At 59.8% G+C, this 18,527-nt stretch carries 17 protein-coding genes and 4 tRNA genes; 10 read left to right on the forward strand and 11 right to left on the reverse strand.

The features are described from left to right. The first annotated feature begins 531 nt into the window (after positions 1-531). The 5 genes from clpB to ACA062_RS03685 all read left to right on the forward strand — a co-directional run bounded on the left by clpB (position 532) and on the right by ACA062_RS03685 (position 3,904). Positions 532-3,096, forward strand: a complete 2,565-nt coding sequence (gene clpB, locus ACA062_RS03665; protein ID WP_497455258.1) for an ATP-dependent chaperone ClpB — start codon at positions 532-534, stop codon at positions 3,094-3,096. A 392-nt stretch (positions 3,097-3,488) separates the two neighbouring features. After that, a tRNA-Asn gene (locus tag ACA062_RS03670) sits at positions 3,489-3,564 on the forward strand. Positions 3,565-3,573: 9 nt separating this feature from the next. Further along, a tRNA-Pro gene (locus ACA062_RS03675) sits at positions 3,574-3,650 on the forward strand. A 5-nt stretch (positions 3,651-3,655) separates the two neighbouring features. Further along, positions 3,656-3,731: transfer RNA gene (locus ACA062_RS03680), tRNA-Lys, on the forward strand. A 96-nt stretch (positions 3,732-3,827) separates the two neighbouring features. Further along, a tRNA-Pro gene (locus ACA062_RS03685) sits at positions 3,828-3,904 on the forward strand. Positions 3,905-4,021: 117 nt separating this feature from the next. On the opposite strand, the gene ACA062_RS03690 is transcribed toward ACA062_RS03685, so the two are convergent. From ACA062_RS03690 to ACA062_RS03710, 5 genes are all read right to left on the reverse strand, one after another. Next, positions 4,022-4,423: an HvfA family oxazolone/thioamide-modified RiPP metallophore gene (locus ACA062_RS03690; RefSeq protein WP_497455259.1), complete on the reverse strand. Its 402-nt coding sequence runs from the start codon at positions 4,421-4,423 to the stop codon at positions 4,022-4,024. A 398-nt stretch (positions 4,424-4,821) separates the two neighbouring features. Then, positions 4,822-6,120 carry an NAD(P)/FAD-dependent oxidoreductase gene (locus tag ACA062_RS03695; protein WP_497455260.1) on the reverse strand — a complete coding sequence of 433 codons (1,299 nt, stop codon included), beginning with the start codon at positions 6,118-6,120 and terminating at the stop codon, positions 4,822-4,824. 60 nt (positions 6,121-6,180) lie between these two features. Then, positions 6,181-6,354 (reverse strand): DUF3094 domain-containing protein, encoded by a 174-nt coding sequence (locus ACA062_RS03700; RefSeq protein WP_128870793.1) that lies wholly within the window; start codon positions 6,352-6,354, stop codon positions 6,181-6,183. A gap of 54 nt (positions 6,355-6,408) precedes the next feature. Continuing rightward, a complete protein-coding gene (locus tag ACA062_RS03705) occupies positions 6,409-6,936 on the reverse strand; it encodes an MOSC domain-containing protein (RefSeq protein WP_497455261.1) in 528 nt (175 codons plus the stop codon). After that, positions 6,933-7,559: a DUF1780 domain-containing protein gene (locus ACA062_RS03710; RefSeq protein WP_007970534.1), complete on the reverse strand. Its 627-nt coding sequence runs from the start codon at positions 7,557-7,559 to the stop codon at positions 6,933-6,935. Before ACA062_RS03710 ends, ACA062_RS03705 begins: the two co-directional genes overlap by 4 nt. 250 nt (positions 7,560-7,809) lie before the next feature. On the opposite strand from ACA062_RS03710, the gene ACA062_RS03715 reads away from it, so the two are divergent. The 3 genes from ACA062_RS03715 to ACA062_RS03725 are packed head-to-tail and all read left to right on the forward strand — an operon-like array spanning position 7,810 to position 11,679. Beyond that, positions 7,810-9,177, forward strand: coding sequence for an aromatic acid/H+ symport family MFS transporter (locus ACA062_RS03715; RefSeq protein ID WP_497455262.1), 1,368 nt, complete (start codon positions 7,810-7,812; stop codon positions 9,175-9,177). Then, complete coding sequence (locus tag ACA062_RS03720) at positions 9,174-10,394, forward strand: benzoate/H(+) symporter BenE family transporter (RefSeq protein WP_497455263.1); 1,221 nt, start codon at positions 9,174-9,176, stop codon at positions 10,392-10,394. The genes ACA062_RS03715 and ACA062_RS03720 overlap by 4 nt, the downstream gene beginning before the upstream one ends. A gap of 16 nt (positions 10,395-10,410) precedes the next feature. Further along, positions 10,411-11,679 carry an OprD family porin gene (locus ACA062_RS03725; protein ID WP_497455264.1) on the forward strand — a complete coding sequence of 423 codons (1,269 nt, stop codon included), beginning with the start codon at positions 10,411-10,413 and terminating at the stop codon, positions 11,677-11,679. Positions 11,680-11,687: 8 nt separating this feature from the next. Here ACA062_RS03725 and ACA062_RS03730 read toward each other — a convergent pair whose 3' ends face one another. Continuing rightward, positions 11,688-11,930 carry a DUF2790 domain-containing protein gene (locus tag ACA062_RS03730; protein ID WP_497455265.1) on the reverse strand — a complete coding sequence of 81 codons (243 nt, stop codon included), beginning with the start codon at positions 11,928-11,930 and terminating at the stop codon, positions 11,688-11,690. Between the two features lie 121 nt (positions 11,931-12,051). Here ACA062_RS03730 and ACA062_RS03735 point away from each other — a divergent pair, with 121 nt between their 5' ends. Beyond that, positions 12,052-12,984: a LysR family transcriptional regulator gene (locus ACA062_RS03735; protein WP_497455266.1), complete on the forward strand. Its 933-nt coding sequence runs from the start codon at positions 12,052-12,054 to the stop codon at positions 12,982-12,984. 75 nt (positions 12,985-13,059) lie between these two features. After that, complete coding sequence (locus ACA062_RS03740; RefSeq protein ID WP_497455267.1) at positions 13,060-13,749, forward strand: energy-coupling factor ABC transporter permease; 690 nt, start codon at positions 13,060-13,062, stop codon at positions 13,747-13,749. 37 nt (positions 13,750-13,786) lie between these two features. Here the strand turns inward: ACA062_RS03740 and yacG are convergent, their stop codons facing one another. The 5 genes from yacG to pilB are packed head-to-tail and all read right to left on the reverse strand — an operon-like array spanning position 13,787 to position 18,398. Next, entirely contained in the window at positions 13,787-13,987 is a 201-nt protein-coding gene (gene yacG / locus ACA062_RS03745) for a DNA gyrase inhibitor YacG (protein WP_497455268.1), read from the reverse strand. Next, the gene (gene coaE / locus ACA062_RS03750) at positions 13,984-14,607 is read right to left on the reverse strand and encodes a dephospho-CoA kinase (RefSeq protein WP_497455269.1); all 624 of its coding nucleotides are present in this window, start codon (positions 14,605-14,607) and stop codon (positions 13,984-13,986) included. The genes yacG and coaE overlap by 4 nt, the downstream gene beginning before the upstream one ends. Continuing rightward, entirely contained in the window at positions 14,604-15,476 is an 873-nt protein-coding gene (locus ACA062_RS03755; RefSeq protein ID WP_497455270.1) for a prepilin peptidase, read from the reverse strand. The genes coaE and ACA062_RS03755 overlap by 4 nt, the downstream gene beginning before the upstream one ends. A gap of 1 nt (position 15,477) precedes the next feature. After that, the gene (locus ACA062_RS03760) at positions 15,478-16,695 is read right to left on the reverse strand and encodes a type II secretion system F family protein (RefSeq protein WP_497455271.1); all 1,218 of its coding nucleotides are present in this window, start codon (positions 16,693-16,695) and stop codon (positions 15,478-15,480) included. Between the two features lie 2 nt (positions 16,696-16,697). Continuing rightward, the gene (gene pilB / locus ACA062_RS03765; RefSeq protein WP_497455272.1) at positions 16,698-18,398 is read right to left on the reverse strand and encodes a type IV-A pilus assembly ATPase PilB; all 1,701 of its coding nucleotides are present in this window, start codon (positions 18,396-18,398) and stop codon (positions 16,698-16,700) included. Between the last annotated feature and the right edge of the window lie 129 nt (positions 18,399-18,527).

Below are 18,527 nucleotides of genomic sequence, written 5' to 3' on the forward strand. Positions count from 1 at the left end.
TCGCCTTAAAGCGGGCCAGGCAAGGCGCAGGCCGCTGGGAATGGTTGTTCCCTTTCCAAGGCCTGCAACGCAGCCTGGCCCGCTTTAAGGCACAACCCGAAGGGCCGGGCCTGCTGTTGTGCAGGGCTGCGTTGCTCGAAGCTTATTTGGAATGACCAAACCACGCTTCTCGCGCCTTGCCCTGCACAACAGCAGACCCGGCGCGGAGGGGAAACTAATTGAGAACGCCCCCTAGTGCCCTGTCTCACGAATACTGTTCCTTTTTGACGGTGTCTGTTGCCGTCATGCTGCGTTGCCGCTCCTCGCCATAGCGGGCTATGACTCGTCGCGGCGCCTTGCCTGACGACAACAGCCACTCGCCAAAAGAGGAACGTATTCGTGAGACAGGGCACGAACGCTAGACTTGCCTGACCTGCATCAACATCAGGACGCTTGAATCTCCCAGAATCGACCACATCTAATGAGGTATCTGGCAGGTTTCTTCATTCAGGATGTTTTATCGGTCCGGCCTGCTCAAAAGGAAGGTGAACCATGCGTATAGACCGTTTAACCAGCAAGTTGCAGTTAGCCTTGTCCGACGCCCAATCCCTGGCCGTCGGTCTCGATCATCCGGGCATTGAGCCGGCGCATTTGATGCAGGCGATGCTTGAACAGCAGGGTGGTTCGATCAAGCCGCTGCTGATGCAGGTGGGCTTCGACGTCAACAGCCTGCGTAAAGCGCTGACCAAAGAGCTCGATCAGCTGCCGAAAATCCAGAACCCGACTGGCGACGTCAATATGTCGCAGGATCTGGCGCGCCTGCTCAACCAGGCCGACCGCCTGGCCCAGCAGAAGGGCGATCAGTTCATTTCCAGCGAACTGGTGCTGCTCGCCGCCATGGACGAGAACAGCAAGCTTGGCAAGTTGTTGCTCGGCCAGGGCGTGAGCAAAAAAGCCCTGGAAAACGCGATCAACAACCTGCGTGGCGGTGAGGCCGTCAATGACGCCAACCACGAGGAGTCGCGCCAGGCCCTGGATAAGTACACCGTCGACCTGACCAAGCGCGCCGAAGAAGGCAAGCTCGATCCGGTGATCGGCCGTGACGATGAAATTCGCCGGACCATCCAGGTGCTGCAGCGTCGCACCAAGAACAACCCGGTGCTGATCGGTGAGCCTGGCGTCGGTAAAACCGCGATCGCAGAAGGCCTGGCCCAGCGCATCATCAACGGTGAAGTGCCCGATGGCCTGAAAGGCAAGCGCCTGCTGTCCCTGGACATGGGGTCGCTGATTGCCGGTGCCAAATATCGCGGCGAGTTCGAGGAACGCCTCAAATCCCTGCTCAACGAGCTGTCGAAGCAGGAAGGGCAGATCATCCTGTTCATCGATGAGCTGCATACCATGGTCGGCGCCGGCAAGGGCGAAGGCTCGATGGATGCCGGCAACATGCTCAAGCCGGCACTGGCTCGCGGTGAACTGCATTGCGTCGGCGCCACCACGCTCAACGAGTACCGCCAATATATAGAGAAGGATGCCGCCCTCGAACGGCGCTTCCAGAAAGTCCTGGTGGATGAGCCGAGCGAAGAAGACACCATTGCGATCCTGCGTGGCCTGAAAGAGCGCTACGAGGTTCACCACAAGGTGGCGATCACCGACGGCGCGATCATAGCCGCCGCCAAGCTCAGCCATCGCTACATTACCGATCGTCAGTTGCCGGACAAGGCCATCGACCTGATCGACGAAGCCGCCAGCCGCATCCGCATGGAAATCGACTCCAAGCCGGAAGTGCTGGACCGTCTGGAGCGGCGCCTGATTCAGCTGAAGGTCGAATCCCAGGCGCTGAAGAAAGAAAGTGACGACGCGGCGAAGAAACGCCTGGAAAAACTCCAGGAAGAAATCGCCCGGCTCGAACGTGAGTACTCGGACCTGGAAGAAATCTGGAATGCGGAAAAGGCCGAAGTCCAGGGCTCGGCGCAGATCCAGCAGAAAATCGAACAGTCCCGTCAGGAACTGGAAACGGCGCGCCGCAAAGGCGACCTGAACCGCATGGCCGAGCTGCAATACGGGGTGATCCCGGACCTGGAGCGCAGCCTGCAGATGGTCGACCAGCACGGCAAAAGCGAAAACCAGTTGCTGCGCAGCAAGGTGACTGAAGAAGAGATCGCCGAAGTCGTGTCGAAGTGGACCGGCATTCCGGTGTCGAAAATGCTCGAAGGCGAGCGCGACAAGCTGATGAAGATGGAAAGCCTGTTACACCAGCGTGTGATCGGCCAGGACGAAGCGGTGATTGCCGTGTCCAACGCGGTGCGGCGTTCGCGGGCCGGTTTGTCCGACCCGAATCGCCCGAGCGGCTCGTTCATGTTCCTCGGCCCGACCGGGGTCGGTAAAACCGAGTTGTGCAAGGCGCTGGCCGAGTTCCTCTTTGATACCGAAGAGGCGATGGTGCGCATCGACATGTCCGAATTCATGGAGAAACATTCCGTGGCTCGACTGATCGGCGCGCCACCAGGCTACGTAGGTTATGAAGAAGGCGGTTACCTGACCGAGGCGGTGCGTCGCAAGCCTTACTCGGTGATCCTCCTGGACGAGGTCGAGAAGGCCCACCCGGACGTCTTCAACATCTTGCTGCAAGTGCTTGAAGATGGCCGCCTGACCGACAGCCATGGCCGCACGGTGGATTTCAAGAATACCGTGATTGTCATGACGTCCAACCTGGGATCGGTGCAGATCCAGGAACTGGTCGGTGATCGTGAGGCGCAACGCGCGGCGGTGATGGATGCGATTTCCACTCACTTCCGGCCGGAGTTCATCAACCGGGTCGACGAAGTGGTGATCTTCGAGCCGCTGGCGCGGGATCAGATCGCGGGCATCACCGAGATCCAGTTGGGGCGTCTGCGCGCTCGTCTGACCGAACGGGAGCTGAAGCTGGAACTCAGCCCGGAGGCGATGGACAAGCTGATCGCGGTCGGTTACGACCCGGTATACGGTGCACGACCGCTCAAGCGAGCGATCCAGCGCTGGATCGAGAACCCGTTGGCGCAGCTGATTCTGTCGGGTCGTTTCATGCCCGGCGATACCGCCAAGGGTGTTGTGAAAAACGACGAAATCGTTTTCGCCTGATCCACTTTAACAACTGTAGGAGCGAGCTTGCTCGCGATGGACGTCAACGATAACGCGCGCTGTCTGGATGAACGCGTTGTTCTGAAGTTTTTCGCGAGCAAGCTCGCTCCTACAGGAGGCCTCGCATCGCGAGGCCTTTTTTTCGCCAGGCTGTTGAACTCTAAGGAAAAGGCTTGTAAAGTGCGCCCCGCAGTAAGTCACCCGCCAGGGTTTCCGCTCCCCAAGCAGGAATCTAAAATAAGTTGCAAATCATTAACTTGAAAGCAATTTAGGGGGTTGACAGAGGTTGTGAAGATTGTAGAATAGCGCGCCTCAGACACACGAACGCAGCGATGCGAACGAGTCGAAGAGAACGCTGTAAAGCTTCAAATGTTGTAATTGAAATATGTAGTTCCGTGATAGCTCAGTCGGTAGAGCAAATGACTGTTAATCATTGGGTCCCAGGTTCGAGTCCTGGTCACGGAGCCAATTTCAAACCGGGGTATAGCGCAGTCCGGTAGCGCGCCTGCTTTGGGAGCAGGATGTCAGGAGTTCGAATCCCCTTACCCCGACCATTTTTGGGTCGTTAGCTCAGTTGGTAGAGCAGTTGGCTTTTAACCAATTGGTCGTAGGTTCGAATCCCACACGACCCACCATTTTTGAAACCAGTTAACGCTGGGATCAGATCTTAAGATCAGAGGCCAAAAGCGCTGATCGAAGAAGGCGACTTGTAAAGGTCGCCTTTTTTTTACCGGGGTATAGCGCAGTCCGGTAGCGCGCCTGCTTTGGGAGCAGGATGTCAGGAGTTCGAATCCCCTTACCCCGACCATATTAAAAATCCTCGTATCGAAAGATACGGGGATTTTTTTTGTCTGCCGAAAGCAGTGCACAAACAAAACCCCGCGTTTCCTGGAAGAAAGGCGGGGCGGGTTCGTTGCTTCAGGACTTAACTGTTGTCTTTCAGGTGCTCGAACAAGCCTTTTGGCATTTTTTTGCCATTGGCTTCGTAGTTGGCCTTCACGTTATCAAAAGCCTCTTGTTCGTCGATCTGGCCATCATGGTTGGTGTCGATCTTGTCGAAGTCAGCCTTGGGGGCCACTTTCAGGAATTCCGCGCGGGATACCTTGCCGTCACCATCGGTATCGGTCCGGGCCATCGATTCATCGCCACACTTGCCTTCGCCACATTTGCCTTCCGGGGTTTTCACCACCTGTTCAGCCGAGGCCAGCAGATAGCCCTGGGTCAGAGGCTGAGAAGCGAACACGGAACCGGACAACATCATGCCGCCGGCCAAAACGACACCAAGCAGGCCAAGGGTGTTCTTGCCGGGAGTAGGGGTACGGGACATTTAGATTCTCCTGGGTTGCACGACACAACCGTTCGATAAAGGACGCCAAGGTGCGGCGATAACCCTGTGCAGGCGGCGTGCCTTGCTCGGGTGTGGCCATTTAGCGGGGCTGGTGTATCGCTACTGTGTCGCGCAAGGGGGGAGTTTGTAAGCGAGCGGGCTGGATCGGGGGGAGAGATACAGTGAGACACAGACCTGCAGGCCAATGAGGAAAAAATGTGGGAGCGAGCTTGCTCGCGATAGCGGCGTGTCTGGCGACTTTGATGTCGACTGTACGGACGCTATCGCGAGCAAGCTCGCTCCCACAGGTCTGGTGTCGGACCCTGATTCGAAGGTCGACGAATAACCTGTGGGAGCGGGCTTGCACCGAGATGACGCCTTAGCAGACGCTGAAGATCTTAATGCAACTTGAGCCGAGGCTCAGTCCCGCGCCCGATCTTGCTGCCCAGCATCAGCATCGCCGTGCGGAACGCGCCATACAGTGCCATCTGGTGCATGCGGTACAGCGACACATAAAACATCCGGGCCAACCAACCTTCGAGCATGACGCTGCCGGTCAGGTTGCCCATCAAGTTACCCACAGCCGAAAAACGCGACAGCGAGATCAAGGAGCCGTAGTCGGTGTACTTGTACTCTGGCAGTGCCTTGCCTTCGATCCGCAATTTCAGCGATTTGGCCAGCAACGACGCCTGCTGATGCGCAGCCTGGGCCCGTGGCGGTACGTTGCGATCGGTGCCCGGCTGCGGGCAGGCCGCGCAGTCACCGAAGGCGAAGATGTTTTCGTCGCGGGTGGTTTGCAGGGTCGGCAGCACTTGCAGCTGATTGATGCGGTTGGTCTCCAGGCCATCGATGTCCTTGAGAAAACCCGGAGCGCGAATCCCGGCCGCCCAGACTTTCAGGCTGGCGTTGATCACTTTGCCATCGGCGGTGATCAGGCTGTCAGCGGTCACTTCGCTGACTGCGGCATTGGTCATGACATTGACCCCGAGTTTTTCCAGGGTTTTATGCACCGGCCCGCCAATCCGTTCCGGCAGCGCAGGCAGCACCCGCGGCCCGGCTTCGATCAGTGTGATGTGCATGTTTTCCGGCTTGATCCGGTCGAGGCCATAGGCCGCCAGCTCATGGGCGGCGTTGTGCAGCTCGGCGGCCAGTTCGACCCCGGTGGCACCGGCACCGACGATGGCGACGCTGATCTGCTCGACCGTGTCGGTCTGCCCGGCGTGGGCGCGCAGGTAATGGTTGAGCAATTGCTGATGAAAGCGCTCGGCCTGCTTGCGGGTGTCGAGGAACAGGCAATGCTGCGCCGCGCCCTGGGTGCCGAAATCGTTGGTGGTGCTGCCAACGGCAATGACCAGCGAGTCGTAGCCCACTTCACGGGCCGGGACCAGCTCCACGCCGGCTTCGTCATAGGTCGCGGCCAGCTGGATTTTCTTCCGGGCGCGATCAAGCCCGCTCATGCGCCCCAGCTGGAACTCGAAGTGGTTCCATTTTGCCTGGGCAACATAGTTGAGTTCGTCTTCGGAAGAATTCAGGGAGCCGGCCGCCACTTCGTGCAACAGCGGTTTCCAGATGTGGGTCAGGTTCGCGTCGACCAGCATCACACTGGCCGTGCCGCGCTTGCCCAGAGTCTTACCCAGACGGGTAGCCAACTCCAGACCGCCGGCGCCGCCGCCAACGATGACAATACGATGAGTCATGGGGATATCTCGCAAGGCTAAAAGAAATCGGTGCAATTACCCGAGCGAGCGCAAGGCAGCTCATAGCGTCAGGTAACTGATAAATCGGCTCAACAGGCCCAGGCCAATGGTCACTGCCAATACCACTACCAGGAGCATCCACGGCCGAAAAGGCCGGCGCTCGACTCGGTGCTGGGACAGGTGCAGGTACTCTTCGACATGCTTCTGGTCTTCGGGTTTCAGGCGGCTGGTCATTTTCGGGCCTCGTCAGGTAGACGTTGCTGAATGTCTGGAAGCTACAAGCGGGTTTTAGCCCGCGTTGAACGGAGCATAGCCGCTGTCCGGGACAGGCTCGACGCGCACCGTATCGTCCAGGCGAATGATTCCACTTTGTAACACCCGGGCGGTGATTCCGCCATGTCCGCGCACGGCCTGAAAGGTCCCGGGGCCGAGGTTGGTTTGCAGGCGGGCACAGGGCTGACACCAGCCGGTGGTTTCGAAAATCGCCTGGCCGATCCTGAAGCGTCGGCCTTTGAGGCTGAACAGATTGATGCCGCTGACGACTATATTGCGCCGCAGGTCCTGAGGTAGCACCGGGTGGTCATCCGCGCGGCCCATCAGCGAACTGATCACCGCCAGGTGTTCCCACTGAATCAGCGTCACCTGGCGCGCATTGCGTATGCCCGGGCGGGCGCGGTCGCCGGTCAAGCCAGCCTCGAGACGTGCTTCCACGGCATCGAGCTCGATCATTGGCGCATGACGCTCCGGTCGCACGCCGATCCAGCGAACGCGACCCTGTTGCGGCACTTCGGCAATCAATTCCTGCAATGGACTCACAGGCTGATCCCGACGTCGAACACAATGCTGCGACCCAGGTTGCTGCGCAGGAAATCCGGTGCATCCGGGTGCGCGAACAACACCCGTGCGAACGTCGGGCCTACCAGCGACAACGAACGCCAGCCCTGACGCAGGTACTCGGTAGGCGGTGGGAAATGACTGTTGAGATCGAGCACTTCGCGCTTGAGGCTGGCGAAGGCGATGATGTCCAGCTCCCCCAGGTCCATGCCGCGTTCTTTGTAGTTATGCGCTTTTTTGCGCAAGGTCGGTGCCAGTCTCAGCAAGAATTCATTGGCCGGAATGCGCCTGGGCTTGGCCTCGCGGCGCACCAGCTGGCTCAGAGAGAATGCGCTGCGCCGTCGTTGCAGTTCATCGCGCCACTCGTCGTTGAGGCGCCGGCCTTCGTCGAGGACGAAGAACACCTCGAAACTGGCGTCACGGAACAGCACGTCCGGCGGCTCACCGGCCGGTGCGAACTCGTCGGCGCGATAGGGGATGTTCAGGCCCTGCAACAGGCGCTGGCACACCCAACGCTCACGCTCCCATTTGCGGGCATTGGAGAGAAACGCGTTGGCTTGCTCGGCCGCAATGGTCAGCAGGCGTAAGTAATCTGAATCATCCATAGGCCCAAGCTTAGCGTTCAAATGCGATCGCAAAGAAGACAGTTTATCGGAGAGGGTCAGAAATCTGCCGGATCTACCGCGCGTCATCCTCGCAACACATGCATCCCGCGCCCGGTTCGGGCATTGCACAAAACGGATAGTGATCTGCGTAAAGCGGATATTTGCGCGTGCCTGGCAGCTTTACCCTCGGCTTTACGGGACGTTAGCCGCGTTAACGACGCTCTTAAAACAACAACAAGAGACAGATGCCATGCGCAAGATCGACGTACATGAGGTGATCGACAACGCACGATTCAACCGTTTTCACTGGATGGTGCTGTTCTGGTGTGCCCTGATCATCATCTTCGATGGTTACGATCTGGTGATCTACGGCGTCGTGCTGCCGATGCTGATGAAAGAATGGGGGCTCAGTCCCCTGCAGGCGGGCGCACTGGGCAGTTATGCACTGTTCGGAATGATGTTCGGCGCGCTGTTTTTCGGGCCGCTGTCGGACAGGATCGGCCGCAAAAAGGCCATCACGATCTGCGTGATGCTCTTCAGCGGTTTTACCGTGCTCAACGGATTTGCCCGCAACCCCACCGAGTTTGGTGTGTGCCGATTTATTGCCGGGCTTGGCATAGGCGGGGTGATGCCCAACGTCGTGGCACTGATGAACGAGTACGCGCCGAAGAAAATCCGCAGCACGCTGGTGGCGATCATGTTCAGCGGCTACTCGGTGGGCGGCATGCTTTCGGCGGGGCTCGGTATCGTGCTGATCCCCAGTTTTGGCTGGCAGTCAGTGTTCTACGTGGCGGTGCTGCCGTTGCTGTTGTTGCCGTTGATCATGTACTTCCTGCCCGAGTCGGTGGGTTTCATGCTGCGCCAAGGGCGCAATGAAGAGGCGCGCACCATCCTGCAACGGATTGATCCGGCTTACGTCGCGCAAGCCGGCGATCAACTGCACATGAGCGACGTGAAAGGGACTGGCACTCCGGTACTGCAACTGTTCCGCGAGGGTCGGGCGCTGCGTACGCTGATGCTGTGGCTGGCGTTTTTCTGCTGCCTGCTGATGGTCTACGCCTTGAGTTCCTGGCTGCCGAAACTGATGGCCAACGCCGGTTACAGCCTGGGCTCGAGTCTGTCGTTCCTGCTGGTACTCAACTTCGGTGCCATTTTCGGCGCGGTTGGCGGTGGTGTGTTGGGTGACAAGCTCAACTTGCCGCGGGTGTTGGCGGTGTTCTTCGCCGGTGCAGCCGTTTCGATCACCTTGCTGGGATTCAACAGCCCGATGCCGGTGCTGTACCTGCTGATCGCCGTTGCCGGCGCCACGACCATCGGCTCGCAGATCCTGTTGTACGCCTGCGCCGCGCAGTTCTATTCCATGACCATTCGCTCCACCGGTCTGGGCTGGGCGTCGGGCATCGGGCGCAACGGCGCCATCGTCGGACCGCTGCTGGGCGGTGCCTTGCTCGGGATCAACCTGCCGCTGCAGCTGAACTTCATGGCCTTTGCCTTGCCCGGTGCAGTGGCCGCGATCGCCATGACCGTGTTCGCCATCAGCAGTCGGCGCAGTGCCCGGCAACCGCTACCGGGCGCGCAGCAAGGATCGCCTGACGGGGCTGTCGGCGAGGTTTCATGAAAGCGTTATTCCAGGACTTTTCCCTGTCGGCGGCAGTCGCCGGATTTATCGCCACGGTGATTTCCTACGCCGGCCCGTTGGTGATCATCTTCCAGGCGGCCGAGACCGCGCACCTCTCGCGAGAAGTGTTGTCGTCCTGGGTCTGGGCGATTTCCATCGGCAGCGCCGTACTCGGCATAGGTCTGAGCCTGCGTTACCGGGTACCGGTGATCATCGCGTGGTCGGCACCGGGTTCGGCGCTGCTGGTGGCGCTGTTGCCCGGGATCTCCATGCCGGAGGCGGTGGGGGCTTACCTGGTCAGCAGCCTGATCATCTTTCTGGTCGGGGTGTCCGGGGCGTTTGACCGGATCATCGGCAAACTGCCCGCGGCCATTGCGGCAGCGATGCTGGCGGGGATTCTGTTCAGCTTCGGCACCGGGTTGTTCGTCTCTTTGCAGGGCAAGCCGTTGCTGGTGCTGGCGATGTTTGCCACCTACCTGATCTGCAAGCGGGTGATGCCGCGTTATTCGGTGTTGATGGTGCTGCTGGTGGGGTGTTCGCTCGCCTTTGTTGGCGGGGATCTGCACCGCGAAGCGCTGGTGATCGGTTTTGCCACGCCGGTGTGGATCACCCCGACGTTCAGCCTGAGCGCGACCCTGAACATTGCCTTGCCGCTGGTGATGGTGGCGCTGACCGGCCAGTTTGTTCCCGGCATGGCAGTGCTGCGCGCCAGCGGTTACTCGACGCCGGCCGGCCCGATCATCGCCAGCAGTGCGTTGGGCACGGCGCTGTTGGCACCGTTCGGTTGTCACGGGCTGAATCTGGCGGCGATCACCGCGGCCATTTGCACCGGCCGCGAGGCCCATGAAAATCCCGGCAAGCGCTATGTGGCCGGCGTCGTGGGCGGCCTGTGTTACCTGGTGCTGGGGATCTTCGGCGCCACCCTGGTTTCACTGTTTTCGGCGTTCCCCAAAGAACTGATCGCAGCCCTGGCCGGGCTGGCGCTGTTCGCCGCGATTGCCGGGGCGTTGGCCGGCGCCATGGCCGTGCCGAGGGATCGCGAAGCGGCGCTGGTGACCTTTCTCACCACTGCCTCGGGCATGTCGTTGTTGGGGTTGTCCGCTGCATTTTGGGGGCTGATTTTCGGCATGGTCACCCACGTGCTGTTAAAAGCCCGTCGTCCTGTTCCACGTAGCGAAACCGCTGCGGCTGAAGCACTTCAACCTGTCGATCAATAAAAACAAGAGAACAACGATGAAACAGATTCTTCCAGCAACCGGTTCCGTGTTGTCCATGGCTGTCGTCTCGAGTTTCTCCGCCGGTGCGATGGCCACCGAGGGCGGCTTCATCGAAGACACCACGGCGACCTTGCAAGCGCGCAATTACTACTTCAGCCGGGACTTTTCCGACATCGTCGGCGCCAACCGGCAATCGAAGGCCGAGGAGTGGGCGCAGGGCTTCATCCTCAACGTCAAGTCCGGTTACACCCAGGGCCCGGTCGGTTTTGGTGTGGATGTGATCGGCCTGCTCGGCCTCAAACTCGACAGCAGCCCGGATCGGGTCAATACCGGTTTGCTGCCGGTGCAGGATGACGGCCGTGCGGCGAATGATTACAGCCGACTGGAAGGCGCATTGAAGGTGCGTTACTCCAAGACCGAACTGAAGGTGGGTGAATTGCAACCCAACGTGCCGGTGCTGGCCTTCAGCGATATCCGTCTGCTGCCGCCCAGCTATCAGGGCGCAAGCATCAGCTCGAACGAGATCAATGGCCTGACCCTGCAAGGCGGCCACTTGAAATCAACCAGCCTGCGCAACGAGGCCGGCGACGAAAAGATGCAAGCCATGCTCGGTCATGTACCGCAGCGCCAGGTCAGCAGTGATGGCTTCAACTTCGCCGGCGCCGATTACGCCTTCAATGATAAACGCAGCTCGGTCAGCGCCTGGTTCGGGCAACTGGAAGACATCTACAACCAGCGCTTTCTCGGCCTCAAGCACAGCCAGCCGCTGGGCAACTGGACCCTGGGCGCCAACCTCGGTTATTACGATTCGCGCGAAGACGGCAAACAGCTGCTGGGCAATATCGACAACCAGGCGTTCTTCTCCCTGCTATCGGCCAAGCGCGGCGGCCATACGGTTTATCTGGGTTATCAGGGCATGTTCGGCGACAGCGCCTTCCCGCGGGTTTTTGCCAATATCAGTCCGCTGGGCAACGAGGTGCCGACCTACGAGTTCGCCTCCACCGATGAGCGCTCCTGGCAGGCACGTTACGACTATGATTTCGCGGCCCTCGGCGTTCCGGGGCTGACCAGCACTGTGCGCTACATCACCGGCAACAATGTCGACACCGGCCTGGGTTTTGAAGGCAAGGATCGCGAACGTGATCTCGATCTCGGCTATGTGCTGCAGAGCGGCAGCCTCAAGGGGCTCGGCATCCGCGTGCGCAATGTGATGGCGCGTTCCAACTACCGCAGTGACATCGATGAGAACCGTTTGATCCTCAGCTATACGTGGACGTTGCTATGAAGCGGCGATCACAGATTGCTCATGCAGTTGCCCATCACCTGATACGTCACGCGATGGGTCTGGCCCTGATGGTCGATGTAGACCATAGTCGCTGGCACAACGTCGCAGGCGGTTGCGGTGTCGGACACTGAAACCACTTCGGCGATGTCCAGTGGCTGCGCCGGGTTGTACGGGGTGGCGGGCGGCTCGTTGCCCGCGGCCATGGCCGAGGTGGCGACAAGGGTCAGAAACAGGCTGATCAGGGTTTTCATTTTTCCGTGCTCCGTGTTGATTCCGATACCTGAATTCTAGTCTTTGTCCCGGCCTGATAAAGAGGCCTGCGTCTGATGCAGCCTTACAGGAAACGTAACAATCTTCGCACTTGGAGGGCCCATGGACCTGCTCAATAACTTGCGGGTGTTCGTCCGCGTGGTGGACTGCGCAAGTTTTACCGCTGCCGCCGATGCGCTGGACCTGTCGACCGCGCAAGTGTCGCGACTGGTGGCGGATCTGGAGCAGCATGTGCAGGCGCGCTTGCTGCAACGCACCACGCGACGGTTGAGCCTGACCGAGGCCGGTGAGCGCTTCCTGTTGCGCAGTCGGCAAATTCTTGAAGAAATGGAAGAGGCAACGGCAGAGGCGCGCGGCGCCCATCTCAAGCCGAGTGGACGGCTGCGGGTGCACAGCATGAATGGCCTGGGCGTATTGATTACGCCATTGATCGCCCGTTACAGCGAGCTTTACCCTGATGTGGTGTTCGAACTGACCCTGTCGCAGCGCAATCCCGATCCACTGGAGGAAGGGCACGACGTGGTGATTTCGATCGCCCATGAACTGGCCGATTCGCAATTGGTCGCCCAGACCATCGGGCAGATCTACAGCGTGCCCTGCGCCTCCCCGGCGTACCTGCAACGGCGTGGCGTGCCCCATACACCGCTGGCACTGAACGAGCATCAGTGCCTGCGCATGCTCGACCCGTTGTACGGCGATGAATGGGTCTTCCAGGACGAGCATGGCGAACAGGCGGTCAGCCCGGCGAAGACCTTTCAGTGCAACGTCGCCGAATCGATGGTCAAGGCGTCGGAGGCCGGCATGGGCGTCAGCCTGATTCCGTTCTATATCGCATCGCGCCCCTTGAGCGATGGCACCTTGTTGCGTTTGCTGCCGGCCTGGCGCCCCCGGCAACGCAAGGTGTATGCGCTGTATCCGTCACGGCGTTTTCTCGATGCCAAGGTCCGGACCTGGGTGGACTTTCTCAAGGCCGAATTACCCAAATTGTTCGCCGAGCACGAGGCGGTGATGGACGATCCACGGCATTGGGCCTGAAGTCGAAGGGTGCGGAAGGGCGGTGTAGACTGAGGGCCTGTTCTCTTTCGGCAAGACAAGGGAGTGCGCTCAGCCATGATCGGCGCCGAGTTACTGTCACCCGAAACCCTCACGGTGGGGTGGTTGATCTATGTACCGGCGCTGATCTGGGCAGTTGCGCGGGCGCCGTGGGTCGAGTTGTTCAGCGATAGCCGGCGCCAGCATCTGTTGTTCGGTACGGTATTCGCGCTGTTCATGCTGTGGCTGGTGCGACGGGACTTCGATACCGGCGTGTCCTACCACTTCATTGGCATGACCGCCGTGACCCTGTTGCTTGACTGGCCGTTGGCGATTGTCGGCGGGTTGGTCGCGCAAGCGGGATTGGTGCTGCTCGGCCGCCAGGATCTGGCGGCGATGGGGGTCAATGGCGCGCTGCTGATTCTGCTACCAGTGCTGATCACCGAGTGCTGCGCGATCCTGGTGGAGCGAGCGCAGCCGCGAAATCCCTTTGTGTATATCTTCGTGTCCGGTTTTTTTGCGGCGGCGCTCTCGGCGTTGCTGTGTCTGCTGCTGGCGCTGTGGTTGCTGTGGTTCGACGAACGTTTTGCCATGCCCTATTGGCTGGAAGACTTTGTCGGGTACCTGTGGCTGATCATTTTTCCTGAGGCCTTTATCAACGGCATGGTGGTCAGCGCGCTGGTGGTGTTCTGTCCCGAGTGGCTGGAGACCTTCAACCGCACGCGCTACCTTTCGGCGCCGTGGAAAGACGACGATCCCAAGTCCTGAGCCCGCTCAAGCCTGGACTCGTCGAGCTCTGAACAGGTCAGTGACGCGGCTCGAAATCTTCGCTGAACAGGTCGTCTTCGGCATCCGGGCTCACCGGAATCTTGTGTTCTTCCGATGCCCAAGCGCCCAGGTCGATTAGTTTGCAACGATCCGAACAGAACGGCCGGTACTTGCTTTCGGGGCTCCACTCGACAGGGGCGCCGCAGGTTGGGCAATCGACGGTTGGGGTTTGGCTCATGACTGGCCTCCACGCAAAGTAAGGTAAAAGTGATGCAGGCGTTCGACCTCGCTGTGCAGCCAGGCGAGGTCGCGGTCGTTGACCACCACATCGTCGGCATGGCTCAGGCGATCCTGGCGGCTGGACTGGGCCTTGAGGATCGCCTGGACCTGTTGTTCGCTGGTCTGGTCACGCTGCAGGGTGCGTTCGATCTGTAGCTGTTCGGGTGCATCGATCACCAGCACCCGTTGGGTCATGGCGTACTGACCCGACTCGATCAGCAGCGGCGAAACCAGAATCGCGTAAGGCGATTGTGCCTTGGCCAGATGATGGACGATTTCTTCGGCGATCAGCGGATGCAACAGTGCTTCGAGCCAGCGGCGTTCATCCGCCACCTCGAAGATCAGTTTGCGCAACGCCGCGCGATCCAGCTGCCCGTCGGGTTGCAGTACGCCGGGGCCGAAGTGTTCGGCGATCTTCGCCAGGGCCGGGCGCCCCGGTTCCACCACCCAACGCGCCGCGTGGTCGGCGTCCACCAGGTGCACGCCCAGGCCGATGAAGTGCTGGGCCGCCGCGCTTTTGCCGCTGCCGATGCCGCCGGTCAGGCCGAGAATCCAGGGTTTTTCCACAAGGGTATTCATTTCAAACCGACAAACTGCCAATAGAAGTCGGTTATTTGACCACCCCAGAGCAAGGCAATCCAGCCGGCAATCGCCAGATAGGGGCCGAAAGGGATCGGCGTTGAGGTTTTCGCGTTGCGCATGCGCAGCAAGATCACGCCGATAACGGCGCCCACCAGGGATGACAACAGGATGGTCAGAGGCAGGATCTGCCAGCCGCCCCAGGCCCCGAGCATCGCCAACAACTTGAAATCTCCGTGGCCGATGCCGTCCTTGCCGGTGATCAGTTTGAACAGCCAGAACACCGACCACAGCGCCGTGTAGCCGGCTATTGCGCCCCACAACGCCTCCTGCAACGGCACGAACAGGCCGAAACTGTTGACGATCAATCCGAGCCACATCAGCGGTAGCACCAGCACATCCGGTAATAGCTGGTGCTCGGCGTCGATCAGGCTCATGGCCAACAGGCCCCAGGTCAGGACCAGTGTCATGCACGCAGGCCAACCGAACCCGAAGTGCCAGGCGATGAACGCCGACAGCAGACCGCAGGCCAGTTCGGTCAACGGGTAGCGTGTGCTGATCGGCGTCTTGCAGCTTGAACAGCGCCCTCGCAGCAACGCAAAGCTGAGTACCGGAATGTTTTCCCAGGCCCGGATCCGGTGGCTACAGTGCGGGCACTGAGAGGGGGGCAGCAGCAGGTTGTAAACCGGCTGGGGCGTTTCCTCGGGCAACCCCAGAATGTCATGAGCCTGCCCTCGCCACTCACGCTCGAGCATTTTGGGCAGGCGCCAGATGACTACATTGAGAAAGCTGCCGACCAGCAGGCCGACCACTGCGGCAATGACGACGAAGGCCAGCGGATAGACAATCAGAATTTCGCTCAAGGGCATGTCAGATCGCAGCGCCGAGTTGGAAGATGGGCAGGTACATCGCAACCACCAGGCCACCGACGACGACCCCCAGTACCACCATGATGAACGGTTCCATCAGGCTGGTGAGGTTATCGACCATGTTGTCCACTTCGTCCTCGTAGAAGCTCGCGACCTTGTCGAGCATGTCGTCCAGTGCCCCGGACTCTTCGCCAATCGCTGTCATCTGGATCGCCATGTTCGGAAAAATGCCGGAGGAGCGCATGGAGAAATTCAGCTGCATCCCGGTCGAAACGTCCTGCCTGATGCGCAGCACCGCACGCTTGAACACGATATTGCCGGTCGCGCCAGCCACTGACTCCAAGGCTTCGACCAACGGCACGCCGGCGGCGAAGGTGGTCGACAGGGTACGGGCATAACGGGCCACCGCGGACTTGTACATCAACGTGCCAACCAACGGCAGTTTCAGCAGCCAGGTATCCGTCCGGTCCCGAAAGCCTTGCGACGTCTTGAACGCGTGTCGCAGGCCGAAGACCGCCGCGATCAGCATGCCGAGCATCACCCACCACCAGTCCTGCATGAATTCCGACAGGCCGATGACCATCACGGTGAAGGCCGGCAGTTCGGCACCAAATCCCTTGAACACCGACTCGAACTGCGGCACCACCTTGACCAGCAGAATCCCGGTCACGATGATCGCGACGAACACCACGGCGAGCGGATAGGTCATGGCTTTCTTGATCTTGGCCTTGAGGCTTTCGCTCTTTTCCTTGTAGGTCGCGACCCGTTCCAACAGGGTGTCCAGGGCACCGGCCTGCTCGCCGGCATCGACCAGGTTGCAGTAAAGCTCATCGAAATACTGCGGCTTTTTGCGCAACGCCGCGGCGAAGCTGTTCCCCGCCGCGACTTCCTGTTTCACCTCGTCCACCAGTTTGCGCATGGCCGGGTTATCGAAGCCTTCGCCGATGATGTCGAACGATTGCAACAGCGGCACGCCGGCTTTCATCATGGTTGCCATCTGCCGGGTGAACAGGGCAATGTCCTGGGCCTTGATGCGCTTGCCAAGATTGAAAATCGAGGCGGATTTCTTGCGCACCTTGCCGGGATTGATCCCTTGTTTGCGCAACTGCGCCTTGATCAGCGCCGGGTTCTGACCGCTGAGTTCGCCGGTCATTTTCGAGCCTTTCCTGTCCGTGCCTTCCCAGGCATACACGCTGATTTTTGCTGCTTTGACCGCCATGTTCAATCCTTGGTGACCCGGTTGATTTCTTCAAGGCTGGTGATGCCCTGCATGGCCTTGATCAACCCGGACGTGCGCAGGTCGTTGAACCCGTCTTTACGCATCTGGGTATCGATTTCCAGCGAATTGCCCTCGGCCATGATCAGCCGTTGCAACGCGGGTGTGTTCCTGACCACTTCATAAATCCCTACGCGCCCTTTATAACCGCCGTTGCAGTGATCGCAACCGACCGGTTCATAGATCGTGAACGAGCCGATGCGTTCCGCGGGGAAACCCTCCTTGAGTAGTGCCTCCCGGGGAATCTCGATCGGTCTCTTGCAATGGCTGCACAATTTGCGCGCCAGGCGCTGGGCAATGATCAGGCTCACCGAGGTGGCGATATTGAAGCCCTGGATGCCCATGTTGTGCAGACGGGTCAGGGTTTCCGCGGCGCTGTTGGTGTGCAGGGTCGATAGCACCAGGTGCCCGGTCTGGGCGGCCTTGATGGCGATTTCCGCCGTTTCCAGGTCGCGGATTTCGCCGACCATGATCACGTCCGGATCCTGACGCAGAAACGAGCGCAGCGCCTGGGCAAATCCCAGGCCCTGCTTGGGATTGACGTTGACCTGATTGATGCCTTCCATGTTGATCTCCACCGGGTCTTCGGCGGTGGAGATGTTGATGTCCACGGTGTTGAGGATATTCAGGCCGGTGTAGAGCGACACGGTCTTGCCTGAACCGGTGGGTCCGGTGACCAGAATCATCCCCTGTGGCTGCTTGAGCGCGGCCATGTACAAGTCTTTCTGGTCGGGTTCGTAGCCGAGGGCATCGATGCCCATTTGCGCGCTGGACGGATCGAGGATCCGGATCACCACTTTCTCGCCCCACAGGGTCGGCAGGGTGTTGACCCGAAAGTCGATGGACTTGCTCTTGGACAGGCGCATCTTGATCCGCCCGTCCTGGGGCCGGCGTCGTTCGGAGATGTCGAGGCTGGCCATGACTTTCAGCCGCGAAGCGATACGGTTGGCCAGTTGAATTGGCGGTTTGGCGACTTCACGCAGCATGCCGTCGGTGCGCATCCGCACGCGGTAGGTTTTTTCGTAGGGCTCGAAATGCAGGTCGGAAGAACCGCTCTTGATCGCATCGAGCAACATCTTGTGAACGAAGCGCACCACGGGCGCATCATCGGCATCCTGGCCGGCGATGGCGTCCTGATTGTTGTCGTCGACCGACTCGATGTCCACGCCATCGAGGTCAATGTCGGCCATGTCTTCGAGGCCGGTACTGTGGCTGTCGAAGAATTTCTCGATGGCGTCCGTGAGTTTTTCGTCTTCGACCAGAATGGCTTCGGTGCTGAGCCCGGTGCTGAACTGGATATCGTTGATGGCCTGATGATTGGTTGGATCGGAAACCCCCACGAACAGCTTGTTGCCACGTCGCCAGAGGGGCAGGGCGTGGTGCTGGCGGATCAATTTCTCGCTGACCAGGCCCCTGGGTTGGGTTTCCTTGTCCAGGCAATTGAGGTCCAGCAGAGCCATGCCAAAGTGCTCCGAGGCAATTTCGGCAACCTGACGGCTTTTCACCAGTTTGTTTTGCACCAGGTAGCTGACCAGAGTAATCCGGTTGCGCTGGGCTTGCTGATACGCCTGTTGCGCGCTTTTGTCAGTGAGCAGTTCGGCCAGGACCAATTGCTTGGCCAGGCCGCTAAGGGCGATGTCATTCATGGGGATACCGACGCAAACAATGCATGACTTATAGCCTAGTCAAGCGGCGGAGCCAAACCCGTGGGACTGAGGTGACAATAATTGTCAGATAGTGCGGATCCTGGGGGTAGGAAAAGGCGTTGCGTTGCT

The organism is Pseudomonas sp. LBUM1679 (genome assembly GCF_059695565.1).